The sequence below is a fragment of the Burkholderia sp. SIMBA_062 genome (assembly GCF_046534765.1).
Classification (GTDB): Bacteria; Pseudomonadota; Gammaproteobacteria; order Burkholderiales; family Burkholderiaceae; genus Burkholderia; species Burkholderia ambifaria.
Map to the genome: position 1 here is coordinate 58,961 of NZ_JAWRYD010000028.1, position 16,077 is coordinate 75,037.

Sequence of the window (16,077 nt, forward strand, 5' to 3'; positions counted from 1 at the left end):
TTTTCGACTGCTTCAAAGCCCCGCTCCGGCGGGGCTTTTTCGTTGCCGGCCGTCCACGCGCTCGTCGCTTCGCCGCTCGCCCGCATCTTATATACTCGGGGCTGACGCACCGTTGCACCGCCCTCCTCCCGTAGCCCGTTTGCCGACATGACCAACGCCGATCCGCACGAACTCCAGAAATTCAGCGACCTCGCCCATCGGTGGTGGGATCCGAATGCCGAATTCAAGCCCTTGCACGAACTGAACCCGGTCCGGCTCGGCTGGATCGATGCGCATGCGCACCTGGCCGGCAAGCGCGCGCTCGATATCGGTTGCGGCGGGGGCATCCTGTCCGAATCGATGGCCGGGCTCGGCGCGCAGGTCAAAGGCATCGACCTGTCGACCGAGGCGCTCGGCGTCGCGGATCTGCACAGCCTCGAGAGCGGTGTCACGGTCGACTACGAGGCGATCGCCGCCGAAGCGATCGCCGAGCGCGAGCCGGGCACCTACGACGTCGTCACGTGCATGGAGATGCTCGAGCACGTGCCGTCGCCGGCCGGCATCGTCTCTGCGTGCGCCACGCTCGTCAAACCGGGCGGCTGGGTGTTCTTCTCGACGCTGAACCGCAACCTGAAGTCGTACCTGTTCGCGGTGATCGGTGCGGAATACATCGCACGAATGCTGCCAAAGGGCACCCACGACTACGCGCGCTTCATCCGCCCGTCGGAACTGGCGAGCTTCGTACGCGGGACTGACCTGCACATCGTCGAGATCAAGGGCATTACCTATCACCCGATCGGCAAGCGCTTCGCGCTGTCGAACGACACCGACATCAACTATCTCGTCGCGTGCCGCCGCGGCGCGTGACCTTCCGACCGGCATGACGACTCCCCTTTCGACCGAGCGGGCCGCGCTCGACGCGCCGCGCCTGCTGCACTGCGACGCGGTGCTGTTCGACCTCGATGGCACGCTCGCCGATACGGCGCCCGATCTCGCCGCTGCCGTCAACAAGATGCAGCGCGTGCGCGGCCTGCCCGAAACACCGCTCGACGTGCTGCGCCGGCTGGCATCGGCCGGTGCGCGCGGCCTGCTCGGCGGCGCGTTCGGCATCGACCCGCAATCGCCCGGCTACGATGCGATGCGCGACGAGTTCCTGACCAATTACGCGACCGACATCTGCGTGCAGACGACGCTGTTCCCCGGCATCGGCGACGTGCTCGACGAACTCGATGCACGCGGCGTGCGCTGGGGCATCGTCACGAACAAGGCGATGCGCCTCACCGCACCGCTCGCCGACCTGCTCGGCCTGGCGCCGCGCGCGGCCTGCATCGTCGGGGGCGACACAACGCCGCACTCGAAACCGCATCCGGCCCCGCTGCTGCATGCAGCCGAACAAATGACGCTCGCGCCCGAGCGCATCGTCTATGTCGGCGACGATCTTCGCGACATCCAGGCCGGCAGCGCGGCAGGCATGGCGACGGTCGCGGCCGCCTATGGTTATTGCGGCGACGGCGCCCCGCCGGCTGACTGGCAAGCGCAGCATCTCGTCGGCTCGACGCAGGAACTACGCGAACTGCTGCGCGATGTTGGGCTATAATGATTGATCTGATCCGCGGGGGCGACCTGGTTTCGACAGGGGTTGTGAAGCGGCTAGGGCATGTCGAGGACCCGTCACCTCGTTAATCAATGGGAAAATCGTAACTGCAAACGACGAAACGTTCGCACTGGCAGCCTAACGGCCGCCGTCCTCTGCCTAGTTCACTGACGGGCTAGTGTCGCAAGACCGGTAGCAATACCGCCAGAGGTCATTTACGTCAGTTAAGCCCTGTCGGCGTCGCGACGCCAGGGTCGAAAACCTAGCGAATCGCCGTAGTGCAGCGTGTTCGTCCGCGTCGCTGCGGTTAAATCAAATGACTGAACTAAACATGTAGAACTAGTCGTGGAGCGCTTCTGGACGCGGGTTCGATTCCCGCCGCCTCCACCAAATTCCGCGCTTGACGCACAAGCCCCGCACGACGCGAGTCTGCGGGGTTTTTTGTTGCCGGCGAAACCGTACCTGCCGCGCCTTCCCGAAAAAGCGCCCAGCCCCGGACGGGACGGGCGGAATGCCGCCGGTATGCCGGCGGCAGGAGGTAACGGATGTTCGTACCGCCGAGCAACGCACCGGGGGCGCGACGGGTCGGCCGCCGGCCGCGCAGCGTCACCGGGCGACGCGCCGCTTAGCTGCCGCGATACAGCGACTTCATTTCTTCGGCACTGGCCGGGCGCACGCCGATCGCACGCGAGCCCGATGCCGATGCGCCCTGCACTTGTGCGCCATAGCCGCTGGCATCGGCGCCTTGTGACTGGGCGAGCGCGCCGCGCTGCTGCTCGGCGACGCGCGCAGTGGCTGCCTGAATCGCTTCCGGATAGTGCGGATCTTCGCCGCGGGCGGTGTTGTAACCGGCCTGCTGGAGCTGAACCAGTTCGGCGCGAACCTGTGCGCGCGTGAGTGCCGAGCCGGGCTGCGCGAACGACACGACCGGGGCGACGAGAGCGGCAGCAACGACAACAGCTTGAACGAGCGACTTCATGATGACCTACCTCCAGATTTGTCTGATTTCGCGGTGAACACCCGTTCATCGCTGACAAACCGAAGTTTATGTAGGCGCGTGCTTAAGAATAAGGCAGGTTTCAGGAAGACATCCTTCCTGGATTCAGGGTTAACCCTATATTCATGGATTCGATATCCAGCCGCTCTGGCGCCGGACGCTCGGGCGCAAACCACGACGTGCCGCAAAAAACACGGCCCCGCGAAGCAGCAAGCTTCGCGGGGCCCGAGACGACCGCCCAACCCCGTGCGGTTATCGGCAACGCGCGCGCGGCGGCAGCGATGCCGCGCGCCGGCGCGAGCTTACTGGGTGTCCAGCGGGCACTTCAGGTTGCAACCGTTCGGATCGCCCATATCGCCCTTGCGACGCAACGCCGACTTCTTGCCGCTCTGGTATTTCTGCGACGGCGTCGACGCAGCGAACGGCATCTGCGGATGCTCGGCCAGGCGGAACTGTTCGCTCAGGATCCCCCCGGGCACGCCCGGGGAATTCTGCGCAAACGCAAACGGCGAAACAGCGATCAGAAGCCCCGCGGTCAACGCTGCCGCGGCGAGGGGAACGGAAAATTTCATGGCGGGATGACGCCTGAACGGCGTGCTTGTTGGAACGTTGATCAAGCGGCAAGCGTAGCGCAAATCCCCCGCTGCTGCAGCGCGCTTCACACACTTCCCGTTACCGTGCGTTGCCGTTCGGCCCACCTGCCTCGGCCGTGCCGGCAAGCCCTGCCGCGATGCCGGTCAGCGTCCCGCACGCGGCCGGATCGTAGCCGTCGAGATGCGCGACACGCTCGATGAAGCGCGCATCGCGCAGCAACGCCAGCACGCCGGCGAGCGGGTGCGAATCGAGCCGCGCGCGTTCGCACGCAAAGTAATAGTCCTCGTCGACGACCGGGATGAAATCGAGCCCGAAATGATGGGCGGCCGGCTCTACGCCGAAGCCGAGATCGGCCATCCCGCTCGCGACGAACGCGGCGATCGCCGAGTGCGTGAGTTCGGCTGACGCGTAGCCGTCGATACGCTCGGGATCGATGCCGATCGCGCGCAGCGCGAGATCGAGCAGCATGCGCGTGCCCGACCCTGGCTGCCGGTTCACGAAGCGGATGTCGTTGCGCGCGAGATCGGCGAGGCCCCGGACCTGCTTCGGGTTGCCGCGCGGCACGAACAGCCCCTGCTGGCGACGCGTCAGATGAATCAGCACGTGACGCGTGTCGTCGAGCCACGGCCGGTAGATCTGCGCGCACTGCTCGCGAAACGCGCCGCGCGGTAGATGGAACCCGGCCAGCTCGCATTCACCGCGCGCGAGCGCCTGCACGGCCTCGACACTCTCGCGATATTTGATGTCGACGGCCGCCTGTGCATCGACGAGCGCGGAAACGAGTGCCGCGACCGCGTAGCCGTGCGATGCATGGATGCGCACGGCGCCGTCGCGTTGCGCGAGCCGCCGGTTCAGGTCGCTCGCCACCTCGGCCGCCAGCGTGCGCAGGTTCCCGTCGAGACGGCTGCGCGCGAGGCGCTGCGCGTCGACGACCGCCTGCCCCAACTCCGACAGCGTCGACCCCTTGCCGCGCGCGGTTTCGATCAGCTCGCCGCCGACGCACGACTCCAGCGCCCGCAGCAAGCCCCACGCGTGCCGATACGACAGCCCTTTCGCCTGCGCGGCCTGCGCGATGCTGCCCGTATCGGCAACGAGTTCGAGCAAAGGCGCGACGTCCGACAGGCTCGCGGTCCGGCCCTCCGTGTCGCGTACGGTCAGATACGCGTCGCATTCGATTCGAATCAATTATGCACTCCGATTTCCTATTGCGACTGCGAAATCTTCCGCTTATCGTTGGGGAAAATCAATCAGCACGAAGTCCTGCTGCGCACTATATGCATTCCCAGCGCATATGAGACTTTGGAGGAGCATAACCGATGTCCCCGAATTCCCCTGCGCCCGACGTGCTCGTCGAGCGCCATGCGCACGCCGGCCGCTCGCTCGTCGCGATCCTGCATGCGATCCAGGACGACGCCGGCTACGTGCCGGCCGGCTGCGTTGCGCCGCTCGCGAAGGCACTGAACCTGTCGCGCGCGGAAGTGCACGGCGTGCTCACCTACTATCACCACTTCCGCACCGCGCCGCCCGCGCGCGTGACGATCCAGATGTGCCGCGCCGAGGCGTGCCGCAGCATGGGCTGCGAAACGCTGGCGGCGCATGCGGAAGCGCGCACGGGTTGCCGGTTCGACGCCGCGCACGGCGAGGGCGCCGATGCGCACGCGCCGGGCGACGTCGCGCTCGAATCGGTCTACTGCCTCGGGCTGTGCGCGCAATCGCCATCGATGACGGTCAACGGCGTGCTGCACGCGAAGGTCACGCCCGAGAAGTTCGACGCGCTGCTCGCCGACGCGGCCGCCCACACCCCGGAGGCCGCATGACGACCCGCATCTACGTTCCGCGCGATTCGTCCGCACTGGCGCTCGGCGCCGACGCCCTCGCCGCCGCGATCGTCGCGGAAGCCGAGCGGCGCGGCATCGCGATCGAACTGGTCCGCAACGGTTCGCGCGGATTGCTTTGGCTCGAGCCGCTCGTCGAGATCGGCACGGCCGCCGGACGCGTCGGCTACGCGAACCTGTCGGCCGCCGACGTGCCCGCGCTGTTCGACGCGAACTGGCTCGACGGCGGCGCGCATCCGAGCGGCGTCGGCCTCGTCGACGCCCTGCCCTATCTCGCGCGCCAGCAGCGCCTCACGTTCGCGCGCATCGGCCTGACCGACCCGCTGTCGATCGACGACTACCTGAAGCACGACGGCCTCGCCGGCCTGAAGAACGCACTCGCGCTCGACGGCGACGCCGCGTGCGAGACGCTGATCGAATCGGGGCTGCGCGGCCGCGGCGGCGCGGCGTTCCCGGCCGGCATCAAGTGGCGCACCGTCCGGCAGGCCAGCGCGACGCAGAAGTACATCGTCTGCAACGCGGACGAAGGCGATTCGGGCACGTTCTCCGATCGCCTGATCATGGAAAGCGATCCGTACTGCCTGATCGAAGGGATGATCATCGCGGGCATCGTGACGGGCGCGACCCTCGGCTACATCTACGTGCGCAGCGAATATCCGCACGCGATCGCGGCGCTCGAAACCGCGATCGTGCGGGCCCGTGAAGCCGGCTGGCTCGGCGAACGCGTGCTCGGCTGCGCGCATGCGTTCGACCTGCACGTCGCGAAGGGCGCCGGTTCGTACGTGTGCGGCGAGGAAACGGCGCTGCTCGAGTCGCTCGAAGGCAAGCGCGGCGTCGTGCGCGCGAAGCCGCCGCTGCCTGCGCTCTCCGGCCTGTTCGGCCAGCCGACCGTGATCAACAACGTGATCACGCTCGCGACCGCGCCGGTGATCTTCGCGCGCGGCGCCGCGTTCTATCGCGACTACGGGATGGGCCGCTCGCGCGGCACGCTGCCATTCCAGCTCGCCGGCAACATCCGCCACGGCGGGCTCGTCGAGCTCGCGTTCGGCGTCACGCTGCGCGAGCTGCTGTTCGACTACGGCGGCGGCACGGCGAGCGGCCGGCCCGCGCGCGCCGCCCAGGTCGGCGGCCCGCTCGGCACCTATCTGCCCGAACACCAGTGGGACGTGCCGCTCGACTACGAGGCCTATACGGCCATCGGTGCGGTCGTCGGCCACGGCGGCATCGTGCTGCACGACGACACGTCGAATCTCGCGGCGCTCGCCGAATACGCGATGAAGTTCTGCGCGATCGAATCGTGCGGCAAGTGCACGCCGTGCCGGATCGGATCGACGCGCGGCGTCGAGACGATCGCACGCATTCGCGAAGGCGATACGTCGGAGCGACAGGTCACGCTGCTGCGCGACCTGTGCGACACGATGCTCGCCGGCTCGCTGTGCGCGATGGGCGGGATGACACCGTACCCGGTGCTGTCCGCGCTCGATCACTTCCCCGAAGATTTCGGGCTCGCCGCCGGCAAGCAAGCCGCGTCGGGTCCGGTCAAGGCTGCGGCCTGACCCAGAAGGAGCCCTGCATGTCCCTCGACACGAACAACGTCCGCCAAGGCGGCTGCGGCTCAGGCCAATGCGCGTGCAAGAGCGCCGCCCAGGCGCGCGCCTTCGATCCGTTCGATGACACCGACTACGGCACGCCGCAACGGCATGCCGACACCGACGTCACACTCGAAATCGACGGCCAGCCGGTGACGGTACCGGCCGGCACGTCGGTCATGCGCGCCGCGATCGAAGCCGGCGTCAACGTGCCCAAGCTCTGCGCGACCGATTCGCTCGAACCGTTCGGCTCGTGCCGTCTGTGCCTCGTCGAGATCGAAGGCCGGCGCGGCTATCCGGCATCGTGCACGACGCCCGCCGAAGCCGGGATGAAGGTGCGCACGCAGTCGGACCGGCTGCAGTCGCTGCGCCGCAACGTGATGGAGCTGTACATCTCCGATCACCCGCTCGACTGCCTCACCTGCCCCGCCAACGGCGACTGCGAGCTGCAGGACATGGCGGGCGTCGTCGGCTTGCGCGAAGTGCGCTACGGCTTCGACGGCGCGAATCACCTGCGCGAGCAGAAGGACGAATCGAATCCGTACTTCACGTACGATCCGTCGAAGTGCATCGTATGCAACCGCTGCGTGCGCGCGTGCGAGGAAACGCAAGGCACGTTCGCGCTGACGATCGCCGCGCGCGGCTTCGAATCGCGCGTCGCCGCCGGCGAAAGCGAATCGTTCATGGACTCGGAATGCGTATCGTGCGGCGCGTGCGTCGCCGCCTGCCCGACCGCCACGCTGCAGGAAAAATCCGTTGTCAGGCTCGGCCAGGCCGAGCACTCGGTCGTCACGACCTGCGCGTACTGCGGCGTCGGCTGCTCGTTCAAGGCGGAGATGAAGGGCACGCAGGTCGTGCGCATGACGCCGCACAAGAACGGCCTCGCGAACGAAGGCCACGCGTGCGTGAAGGGGCGCTTCGCGTGGGGCTACGCGACCCACAAGGACCGCATCACGAAGCCGATGATCCGCGAGCGGATCACCGACCCGTGGCGCGAAGTCAGCTGGGAGGAGGCGCTCACCTACGCGGCAACGCAATTCCGCAAGCTGCAGCAGAAGTACGGCCGTGATTCGATCGGCGGCATCACGTCGTCGCGCTGCACGAACGAGGAAACCTACCTCGTGCAGAAGCTCGTGCGCGCCGCCTTCGGCAACAACAACGTCGACACCTGTGCACGCGTGTGCCATTCGCCGACCGGCTATGGCCTGAAGGCGACGCTCGGCGAATCGGCCGGCACGCAGACCTTCGCGTCGGTCGACCACGCCGACGTGATCGTCGTGATGGGTGCGAACCCGACCGACGGCCACCCGGTGTTCGGCTCGCGCCTGAAGCGGCGCATCCGCGAAGGCGCGAAGCTGATCGTGATCGATCCGCGCCGCATCGACGTGGTCGACGGCCCGCACGTGAAGGCCACGCACCACCTGCAGCTGCGCCCCGGCACCAACGTCGCGATCGTCAACGCGCTCGCGCACGTGATCGTCACCGAAGGGCTCGTCGCCGACGCGTTCGTCGCCGAGCGCTGCGAAGCGCGCGCATTCGAGCAATGGCGCGAGTTCGTGTCGCGTGCCGAGAACTCGCCCGAAGCGACCGCCGATGTGACGGGCGTGCCGGCCGAGGTGGTACGCGAAGCCGCGCGCCTCTATGCGACCGGCGGCAATGCCGCGATCTACTACGGCCTCGGCGTGACCGAACACGCGCAAGGCTCGACGACGGTGATGGGCATCGCGAACCTCGCGATGGCGACCGGCAACATCGGCCGCGAAGGCGTTGGCGTCAATCCGCTGCGCGGCCAGAACAACGTGCAGGGCTCGTGCGACATGGGCTCGTTCCCGCATGAACTGCCCGGCTACCGCCATATCGGCGACGACAGCGTGCGCGCGCTGTTCGAACAGGCATGGTCGGCCACGCTGCAACCGGAACCGGGGCTGCGCATCCCGAACATGTTCGACGCGGCGCTCGACGGCAGCTTCAAGGGGCTCTACTGCCAGGGCGAGGACATCGTCCAGTCGGACCCGAACACGCAGCACGTCGCGGCCGCGCTGTCGTCGATGGAATGCGTCGTGGTACAGGACATCTTCCTGAACGAAACCGCGAAATACGCGCACGTGCTGCTGCCGGGCTCGACGTTCCTCGAGAAGGACGGTACGTTCACGAACGCGGAGCGCCGCATCTCGCGTGTGCGCAAGGTGATGCCGCCGCTCGCCGGCTACGCGGACTGGGAAGTGACGCTGCTGCTGTCGCAGGCGCTCGGCTACGACATGCACTACACGCATCCGTCGGAAATCATGGACGAGATCGCACGGCTCACACCGACCTTCTCGGGCGTGTCGTACGCGAAGCTCGACGCGCTCGGCAGTATCCAGTGGCCGTGCAACGAACAGGCACCGGACGGCACGCCGACGATGCACATCGACGCGTTCGTGCGCGGCAAGGGCCGCTTCGTGATCACGCAGTTCATTCCGACGCCGGAAAAGGTCACGCAGCGCTATCCGCTGATCCTGACCACGGGCCGCATCCTGTCGCAATACAACGTCGGCGCGCAGACGCGCCGGACCGAGAACGTCCAGTGGCACGAAGAGGACCGCCTCGAGATCCACCCGCACGACGCGGAGGATCGCGGGATCCGGACCGGCGACTGGGTCGGCATCGAATCGCGGGCGGGCCAGACGGTGTTGCGCGCGCTCGTGTCCGATCGCATGCAGCCGGGTGTCGTGTACACGACGTTCCACTTCCCCGAATCGGGCGCGAACGTGATCACGACGGACAGCTCCGACTGGGCGACGAATTGCCCCGAATACAAGGTCACGGCCGTGCAGGTGATGCCGGTTGCGCAGCCGTCCGAGTGGCAGCGTGCATACGCGCGCTTCAACTCGGAGCAGCTCGACCTGCTCGAGCGCCGTGCAGCCGCGCCGGCCACCGTGACGACGGGCAAGTGAGGACGCGATGGACAACGGACACCTGATCGACATGGCCAACCAGATCGGCGCTTTCTTCGAATCGATGCCCGATCGCGAAGAAGCGCTGACCGGAATCGCCGAGCATATCCGGCGCTTCTGGGAACCGCGGATGCGACGTGCGTTGCTGGCTGCGCTCGACGACCCGTCGAGCGCAGCCGCACAACGCGCGGCGCCGATCGTGCTCGCCGCGATCGCCGCGCACCGCGCGTCGCTCGTCCCGGCCGCAGCCTCCGCCTGAGCGCCCCGCTACGCGGGCAGCGACATGCCCGCGAACCAGCTTTCGCAGTGGCGCAGCAGCGCGTGCGCGTCGGTGGCGGTACGACCGCGCGCCGCGATGTAACCATCGGGCCGCAGCAGGTAGAACGACGGCCGCGAACGGCCGTATGCCTGCGCAAGCCCGTCCGCACCGTCGCTTTCGGCATCGGCCACGCGCCAGGTGCGCACGGCGCCCGGCATGATCCGCTCCAGCCCCTGCGCGAGCGCCCGCGCATCCGCTGACATCGGCGGCACGTCGTTCGTATCGCCGGCGTCGGCGCCTGCCGGCTCCTCGAGCAGCAGCAGCGTGAAGCTCGCCGGGTCGTGCAGGTCGTATAGCCGCGCGGTTCCGGGTGCCCGCCCGAGCGGCCCGTCGACCACATGCACGAGCGCGTCCGGCGCACGCTCGCCTGCGCGCGGCCCGCCGTCGAGCACGCGCTCGAGCGTGAGCGGGCTTTTCCGGTATTGCACGCCAAGCTCGCTGACGGTGCGCCGCACCGCGTCGCGCACCGGCCCAAACGTGGCCAGTAGCGGCACGACATGATCGCGCAGCAGCTTCATCGCGCCGTGATCGGCTTCGACGATCTGCGTGACGAGGCCGGTCTGCCGCAATACGTCACGCTCGATCGGATGGCGCTCCGCGTGATACGTGTCGAGCAGCCGCTCCGGCGTGCCCCCGCCAAGCACGCGCGCGAGCTTCCAGCCGAGATTGAACGCTTCCTGGATGCCCGTGTTCATGCCCTGCGCGCCTGCCGGGCTGTGAACGTGCGCGGCGTCGCCCGCGAAGAACACGCGCCCGTGACGCAGCCGGTCGACCATCCGGCTATGCAGGCGGAAATACGACGACCACGCGAGGTCGCTCGGCGCGATCGACGCACCGACGCGAGCGCGCACGATCGCCTCGCATTGCGCGAGCGACGGCGGCGGCGCATCGGGAGAAGCATCGCCAGGCGGCCGGTCGGCGACGAGCCGGTAGCGGCCGCCGCCCATCGGGAACAGCCCCGCGATGCCGTCGGGCGTCGTGAACAGGTGGATCTCCTCTTCCGGCCAGTCGGGTATCGCCGAGAAATCGGCGAGCAGGAAGGTCTGCTCGAACGCTTGTCCGGCGAAGCCGAGGCCAAGCAGATGGCGCACCGTGCTGTGCGCGCCGTCGGCGGCAATCAGGTACGACGGCGCGAACGATTGTTCATGCCCGTCGGCGCCGCGGATCGTCACGTCGAGCGATGTCCCGCCCGCGTCGCACGCCGTGAGCGTGACGCCGCGTTCGACCGTCACGCCGAGGCCGGCCAGATGCTCGGCGAGCAGCTGCTCGGTGATGCTCTGGTCGAGAAACAGCAGGTACGGATAGCGCGTTTGCAGCGGATCGAAATCGAGCCGCGCGATCACGCGGCCGCCCGCATGCAACGCGGCCGCGTGCGCGCGATGCCCCAGCACGAGAAATGGTTCGACCGCGCGATGCTGCTCCAGCAATTCGAGCGTGCGCGCCTGGATGCCGATCGCCCGCGAATACGGAGCGGGCGTGGTGAGCCGGTCGACGATGCGCACCGGCACGCGGGCGCGTGCGAGACTCATCGCGGCGGCAAGGCCGGTCGGGCCTGCGCCGACGATCAGCACGGGCGGGATGTCGAGCAGTGTGTCAGCCATGAGCACCTCGATGACACGCGATCCTGCAAGTCTACGCCGCTCCGCGTGACGGGGCCATATGCCGACCGGCCAATCCGGGGCGCCCGCGCGCAGTGTGGGAAAATACGCGCTTTCCGCCAGTTTTCGCGTCATGGATTCCGCATTCGACCGAGCGTACGCCGCGCACCGCGCGGGCCGCCTCGCCGAGGCCGAGCACGGCTATCGTGCCGCGCTCGGCACCAATCCCGCCGACGCCGACGCGCTGCATCTGTTCGGCGTGCTGCGGCATCAGCAGGGCCAGCACGCCGAGGCAGCCGATCTCGTCGGGCGTGCGGTCGAGCTGCGCCCGGGCGACGCCGCGCTGCAGCTCAATCTCGGCAACGCGCTGAAGGCGCTCGGCCGGCTCGACGAAGCGATCGAGCGGTTTCGCAACGCGCTGACGCTCGCGCCCGAATTCCCGCTTGCGCATTACAACCTCGGCAACGCGTACGCGGCGCTACAGCGCCACGAAGATGCCGTCGACGCGTTCGGCCGCGCACTTCGCCTCACGCCCGACGACGCGTCGATCCACAACAATCTCGGCAACGCGCTGAATGCGCTCGGCCGTCACGACGATGCGCTCGCCGCGTTCCATCGCGCACTCGAGCTGCGGCCCGGACATGCCGGCGCGCACAACAATCTCGCGATGGCGCTGAACGCGATGGGCCGGGCCGACGACGCGATCGCGCATTTCCAGGCGGCGATCGCCGCGCAGCCGCGCTTCGTCGCCGCGCACTTCAATCTCGGCAACACGTTCGAGGCGCTCGGCCGTCACGGCGAAGCGGCGGCGGCGTTCGAAGCCGCGCTCGCGCTGCACCCGCCGTTCCCGCTCGCGCTGTTCGGGCTCGCGAATGCGCTGTGCGCGCTGGGCCGCCAGCGCGAAGCGCTGCCCTACTACGAACGCGCGGTCGGCCTCGATCCGTCGTTCAGTCTCGCGTGGCTGAACCTCGGCAATGCGCATCACGCACTCGGTGCGCACGAAATGGCGCTGCGCGCGTTCGACCAGGCGCTGCGCGTCGCGCCGGACCTGAAGCTCGCGCAACTGCACCGCGCCGTCACGCTGCTGACGCTGGGCGACTTCACGCGCGGCCTGCCCGCGTATGAAACGCGCCACGACACGCCGGGCGCGACGCCGCTCGGCACGCTGCCGCGCTGGCAAGGCGAGCCGATTGTGTCGCGCACGCTGCTGATCCGCGCGGAACAAGGCTTCGGCGACACGCTGCAGTTCGTCCGCTTCGTGCCGCTGGCCCGCGCGCGCTGCGCCCGCGTCGTGCTCGAAGTGCAGCCGGAGCTCGTCGCGCTGCTCGCGCCGGCGGCGACGCGCTGGCGCGTGACGCTCGTCGCACAGGGCGCGGCGAAGCCGCCGGCGGCGGACGTCGCGTGCACGCTGATGAGCCTGCCTTTCCTGCTCGGTCTGCAGCCGTCCGACATCGTCGCAGGCAAGCGTTACCTCGATGCGCCGGACAGCGCGCGCCGGCGCTTTCGCGGCTCGCTCGGCGGCCAGTCGAAGCGCAAGTTCGGCCTCGCGTGGTCGGGGCGTCGCCAGGCACAGGAAAACCGCTCGATGCCGTTCGACGCACTCGCGCCGCTGCTCGCGCTGCCGGACATCGACTGGGTCGTGCTGCAGCCCGCGCTCGACGAAGACGAACGGGCCCGCGTCGACGCGCATCCGCGCGTGCATCACCTCGACGGGCGGCTGAACGACTTCGCCGACACGGCCGCGCTGATCGAACGGCTCGACGGCGTCGTCACGATCGATACGGCCGTCGCGCATCTGGCGGGCGCGCTCGGCAAGCCGCTGTGGATCATGCTGCCGTTCGCGCCCGACTGGCGCTGGTTCAGCGGCGACGACTGTCCGTGGTATCCGCACGCCAGGCTCGCCCGCCAGTCCGCACCGGGACAATGGCTCGACGTGGCGGCGACGGTCGCCGACGCGCTGCGCGCCGCCTGAATGCGCGAGGGCCAATAAGAAAAGGGAGCGCGGCGCGCTCCCTGGTTTCATCCGACGTGGCTCGGTGCAGGCGGCGTCAGGCCGCCTTGTACTGGTTGCGCGACTCGTGCGTGCGATACATCACGAGCGTCGCGATCAGCCCGCAAAGCGCCGCGACGCTCAGCCACAGCCCCGGCGCCGCGTTATTGGCGGTCTGGTGGATCAGCAACGTCGAGATCGCGGGCGTGAAGCCGCCGATCGTCGTCGCCAGGCTGTACGCGAGCGAGAAGCCGGCGGTGCGCACATCGACCGGCATCACTTCGGTCAGCGCGACGACCATCGCGCCGTTGTAAGAGCCGTACAGGAACGACAGCCACAGCTGGACCGCCAACAGCCGCAGGAACGACGGTTCGGCCACGAGCCACAGCATGGCCGGATAGGCCGACAGCAGCGTGAGCACCGTGAACGCGATCAGCACCGGCCGGCGGCCGATGCGATCCGACAGCGCACCGGACAGCGGCAGCCACACGAGGTTGGACAGGCCGACGCAGAAGGTCACGACGAGTGCGTCGAGCGACGACAGGTGCAGCACTTCCTTGCCGAACGTCGGCGTGTATGCGGTGATCATGTAGAACGACACCGTCGTCATGATCACCATCCCCATGCCGGCGATCACGATACGCCAGTTTTCGAGCATCGAACGCATGATCTCGCCCATCGTCGGACGGTGACGCTTCGCGAGGAACTCGTCGGTTTCCTTCAGCGAACGACGGAGCAGGAACAGGAACGGTACGATCAGGCAGCCGATCAGGAACGGAATGCGCCAGCCCCACGCGCTCATGTCCTCGACCGGCAGCACGCGGCTCAGCAGCACGCCGACAAACGCGGCGAACACGACGGCAACCTGCTGGCTGCCCGATTGCCACGACGTATAGAACCCCTTGTTGCCCTTCGTCGCGATCTCCGACAGGTAGACCGACACGCCGCCCAGCTCGACGCCCGCGGAAAAGCCCTGCAGCAACCGGCCGAGCAGCACGAGTGCCGGCGCGAGGACGCCGATCGTCGCGTAGCCGGGCACCGCGGCCACCGTCAGCGTGCCGAGCGCCATCAGCCCGAGCGTCAAGATCAGCCCCTTGCGGCGGCCGTGACGGTCGATGTACGCGCCGAGCACGATCGCGCCAATCGGGCGCATCAGGAAGCCCGCGCCGAACACCGACAGCGACAGCATCAGCGACGCGAATGCGTTGCCGCTCGGAAAGTAGGTTTTCGCGATGGCCGACGCGTAATACCCGTAGACCATGAAGTCGTACATTTCCAGGAAGTTGCCGCTGACGACGCGGAACACGGTGCGGACTTTCGATTCCTGCGCGATGGTTTGTGTTGCTGTGGACATGTTGTTCTCTCGTTTCGGATGGTGCGACATGGGCGCGTCGCATGGATCCGACGACGCGCGACGCACCGGCATGGTCCGCGAATGATGCCACGCCACGCCGACATTTGCGTTGTGCCGCCCTGCGATGCTCATCGCGACACTCGCCTCGTACAAGTCGCCCCGAAACGGAAGTAAAAATCGGATCGATCTGATCGACCGCCGTTCGCCGGCCGACCACAATGTCGGATTTGCGACGACGACATTTTCGCGCCGCGGCCGGCACGGTTGCCCGTGTCGCACGGCGGACCGCCCTCATGACCCCATCCCCCCTGGTTCCCGTCCAAGGCGCGCTGGCTCGCCCTCGCGTCGCGCCGCTCGATCACATGCCGTCGTTCGGCCACGAATGGAGATTTCGGCCCGGCAAACACTGCCTCGCCACACTGACGACATCCTGCATCAACGTCGACCAACCGCACTGCGGGTGCCACTGGCAGCCCCTGCCTGCACCGGCATCGGCGTTCGCTTCTACCCCCGCTTCGACGTCCGCTTCGGCCCGATCGGCGGCCGTGTCGGCCACCGTTATCGGGCGACGTTGGCGCGGTACCGCGGGCAGCCCTCGCGATCGGCGTGCGATGTACGCAATCAGCTGGACCATCGGCGCGCTCGGCATCATCGGCTGGCTGATCGCGGCGCATGAGCTGCCTACCGGTTCCACACCGGTACTCGCGATCCGGACAAGCGACGGTGTGTCGGATCACGCCACATCATCGACCGGAAGCGTGCAGCTCGCGAAGGTCTGGCCGGATGCGTCGACGAACGCTTCGCTTCAGCGCACGGCGTCGGCGTCGGCGCCTGTCGCGAAAGCGGCGGCGTTACCACCGGCCACGGGGCACGCCGCCGCTCGTCCGGCATCGCTTCGCCCGCGGGCAACGTCCGGCGTGCGGCGCGCCGACATCGCATTGCCGGCATCGCCGCATCAAACAAACGGCCCGCGCAAGACGGTGGCGCGGGCACCGGTCCTGAGCGATACCACCCGCACCCGCGATCGGCTGGCGCCGCCGCCGCGTGCAACGGACGCACGCGATACGTTGGACGATCCGCTCACGCTGATCGCAATGGCCAACGCGCTGCGCAGCCCACCGCCTGCCCGTTCAACACATGCGCCCGCCGCCGGTTTCGACTGGACGTCGCAACTGTCGCATCGCCGCCTGACCGACACACCTGACGCGTTCGCGCGCTGACACTCGCCCAACAAAAAACCCGGCGAAGATCGCTTCGCCGGGTTTCGCTCGTCTCTCTCGGTCCGTCCGACG

Annotated in this window: 13 protein-coding genes and 1 other RNA gene; 9 read left to right on the top strand and 5 right to left on the bottom strand. The window is 68.1% G+C overall.

All coding sequences use genetic code 11. The features are described 5' to 3' along the window. The first annotated feature begins 147 nt into the window (after positions 1 to 147). The 3 genes from ubiG (at position 148) to ssrA (ending at position 1,963) form a co-directional block, all read left to right on the top strand. Complete coding sequence (gene ubiG / locus SB786_RS26320; RefSeq protein ID WP_166722797.1) at positions 148 to 846, top strand: bifunctional 2-polyprenyl-6-hydroxyphenol methylase/3-demethylubiquinol 3-O-methyltransferase UbiG; 699 nt, start codon at positions 148 to 150, stop codon at positions 844 to 846. Between the two features lie 13 nt (positions 847 to 859). Beyond that, complete coding sequence (gene gph, locus SB786_RS26325) at positions 860 to 1,576, top strand: phosphoglycolate phosphatase (protein WP_410730033.1); 717 nt, start codon at positions 860 to 862, stop codon at positions 1,574 to 1,576. 17 nt (positions 1,577 to 1,593) lie between these two features. After that, positions 1,594 to 1,963: a transfer-messenger RNA gene (gene ssrA, locus SB786_RS26330) on the top strand. Between the two features lie 235 nt (positions 1,964 to 2,198). On the opposite strand, the gene SB786_RS26335 is transcribed toward ssrA, so the two are convergent. From SB786_RS26335 to SB786_RS26345, 3 genes are all read right to left on the bottom strand, one after another. After that, on the bottom strand, positions 2,199 to 2,552 hold the full coding sequence (locus SB786_RS26335; protein ID WP_410730034.1) for a DUF4148 domain-containing protein: 354 nt from the start codon (positions 2,550 to 2,552) through the stop codon (positions 2,199 to 2,201). A gap of 320 nt (positions 2,553 to 2,872) precedes the next feature. Further along, positions 2,873 to 3,142 (bottom strand): hypothetical protein, encoded by a 270-nt coding sequence (locus SB786_RS26340; protein WP_410730035.1) that lies wholly within the window; start codon positions 3,140 to 3,142, stop codon positions 2,873 to 2,875. Positions 3,143 to 3,242: 100 nt separating this feature from the next. Continuing rightward, positions 3,243 to 4,349 carry a substrate-binding domain-containing protein gene (locus tag SB786_RS26345; RefSeq protein WP_410730036.1) on the bottom strand — a complete coding sequence of 369 codons (1,107 nt, stop codon included), beginning with the start codon at positions 4,347 to 4,349 and terminating at the stop codon, positions 3,243 to 3,245. A 131-nt stretch (positions 4,350 to 4,480) separates the two neighbouring features. Here SB786_RS26345 and SB786_RS26350 point away from each other — a divergent pair, with 131 nt between their 5' ends. From SB786_RS26350 to SB786_RS26365, 4 genes are read left to right on the top strand one after another with little or no spacing between them, the layout of a single operon-like run. Continuing rightward, a complete protein-coding gene (locus SB786_RS26350) occupies positions 4,481 to 4,981 on the top strand; it encodes an NAD(P)H-dependent oxidoreductase subunit E (RefSeq protein WP_006756781.1) in 501 nt (166 codons plus the stop codon). After that, positions 4,978 to 6,555 (top strand): formate dehydrogenase beta subunit, encoded by a 1,578-nt coding sequence (locus SB786_RS26355; RefSeq protein WP_410730037.1) that lies wholly within the window; start codon positions 4,978 to 4,980, stop codon positions 6,553 to 6,555. The genes SB786_RS26350 and SB786_RS26355 overlap by 4 nt, the downstream gene beginning before the upstream one ends. A gap of 17 nt (positions 6,556 to 6,572) precedes the next feature. After that, entirely contained in the window at positions 6,573 to 9,524 is a 2,952-nt protein-coding gene (gene fdhF / locus SB786_RS26360) for a formate dehydrogenase subunit alpha (protein ID WP_410730038.1), read from the top strand. Between the two features lie 7 nt (positions 9,525 to 9,531). Next, entirely contained in the window at positions 9,532 to 9,783 is a 252-nt protein-coding gene (locus tag SB786_RS26365) for a formate dehydrogenase subunit delta (protein ID WP_410730039.1), read from the top strand. A gap of 8 nt (positions 9,784 to 9,791) precedes the next feature. On the opposite strand, the gene SB786_RS26370 is transcribed toward SB786_RS26365, so the two are convergent. Beyond that, positions 9,792 to 11,444, bottom strand: a complete 1,653-nt coding sequence (locus SB786_RS26370; RefSeq protein WP_410730040.1) for an FAD-dependent monooxygenase — start codon at positions 11,442 to 11,444, stop codon at positions 9,792 to 9,794. Positions 11,445 to 11,574: 130 nt separating this feature from the next. Between SB786_RS26370 and SB786_RS26375 the strand changes: the two genes are divergently transcribed. Next, positions 11,575 to 13,413, top strand: coding sequence for a tetratricopeptide repeat protein (locus SB786_RS26375; RefSeq protein WP_410730041.1), 1,839 nt, complete (start codon positions 11,575 to 11,577; stop codon positions 13,411 to 13,413). A 76-nt stretch (positions 13,414 to 13,489) separates the two neighbouring features. On the opposite strand, the gene SB786_RS26380 is transcribed toward SB786_RS26375, so the two are convergent. Beyond that, positions 13,490 to 14,785, bottom strand: a complete 1,296-nt coding sequence (locus SB786_RS26380) for an MFS transporter (RefSeq protein ID WP_410730042.1) — start codon at positions 14,783 to 14,785, stop codon at positions 13,490 to 13,492. Positions 14,786 to 15,078: 293 nt separating this feature from the next. Here SB786_RS26380 and SB786_RS26385 point away from each other — a divergent pair, with 293 nt between their 5' ends. Then, entirely contained in the window at positions 15,079 to 16,005 is a 927-nt protein-coding gene (locus SB786_RS26385) for a hypothetical protein (protein WP_410730043.1), read from the top strand. The last annotated feature ends 72 nt before the right edge of the window (positions 16,006 to 16,077 follow it).

Bases quoted from the DNA above. Each gene is read 5' to 3' on its own strand.
- ubiG (WP_166722797.1), top strand. From the start codon at position 148: ATGACCAACGCCGATCCGCACGAACTCCAGAAATTCAGCGACCTCGCC.
- gph (WP_410730033.1), top strand. From the start codon at position 860: ATGACGACTCCCCTTTCGACCGAGCGGGCCGCGCTCGACGCGCCGCGC.
- SB786_RS26335 (WP_410730034.1), bottom strand. From the start codon at position 2,552: ATGAAGTCGCTCGTTCAAGCTGTTGTCGTTGCTGCCGCTCTCGTCGCC.
- SB786_RS26340 (WP_410730035.1), bottom strand. From the start codon at position 3,142: ATGAAATTTTCCGTTCCCCTCGCCGCGGCAGCGTTGACCGCGGGGCTT.
- SB786_RS26350 (WP_006756781.1), top strand. From the start codon at position 4,481: ATGTCCCCGAATTCCCCTGCGCCCGACGTGCTCGTCGAGCGCCATGCG.
- SB786_RS26355 (WP_410730037.1), top strand. From the start codon at position 4,978: ATGACGACCCGCATCTACGTTCCGCGCGATTCGTCCGCACTGGCGCTC.
- fdhF (WP_410730038.1), top strand. From the start codon at position 6,573: ATGTCCCTCGACACGAACAACGTCCGCCAAGGCGGCTGCGGCTCAGGC.
- SB786_RS26365 (WP_410730039.1), top strand. From the start codon at position 9,532: ATGGACAACGGACACCTGATCGACATGGCCAACCAGATCGGCGCTTTC.
- SB786_RS26370 (WP_410730040.1), bottom strand. From the start codon at position 11,444: ATGGCTGACACACTGCTCGACATCCCGCCCGTGCTGATCGTCGGCGCA.
- SB786_RS26375 (WP_410730041.1), top strand. From the start codon at position 11,575: ATGGATTCCGCATTCGACCGAGCGTACGCCGCGCACCGCGCGGGCCGC.
- SB786_RS26380 (WP_410730042.1), bottom strand. From the start codon at position 14,785: ATGTCCACAGCAACACAAACCATCGCGCAGGAATCGAAAGTCCGCACC.
- SB786_RS26385 (WP_410730043.1), top strand. From the start codon at position 15,079: ATGACCCCATCCCCCCTGGTTCCCGTCCAAGGCGCGCTGGCTCGCCCT.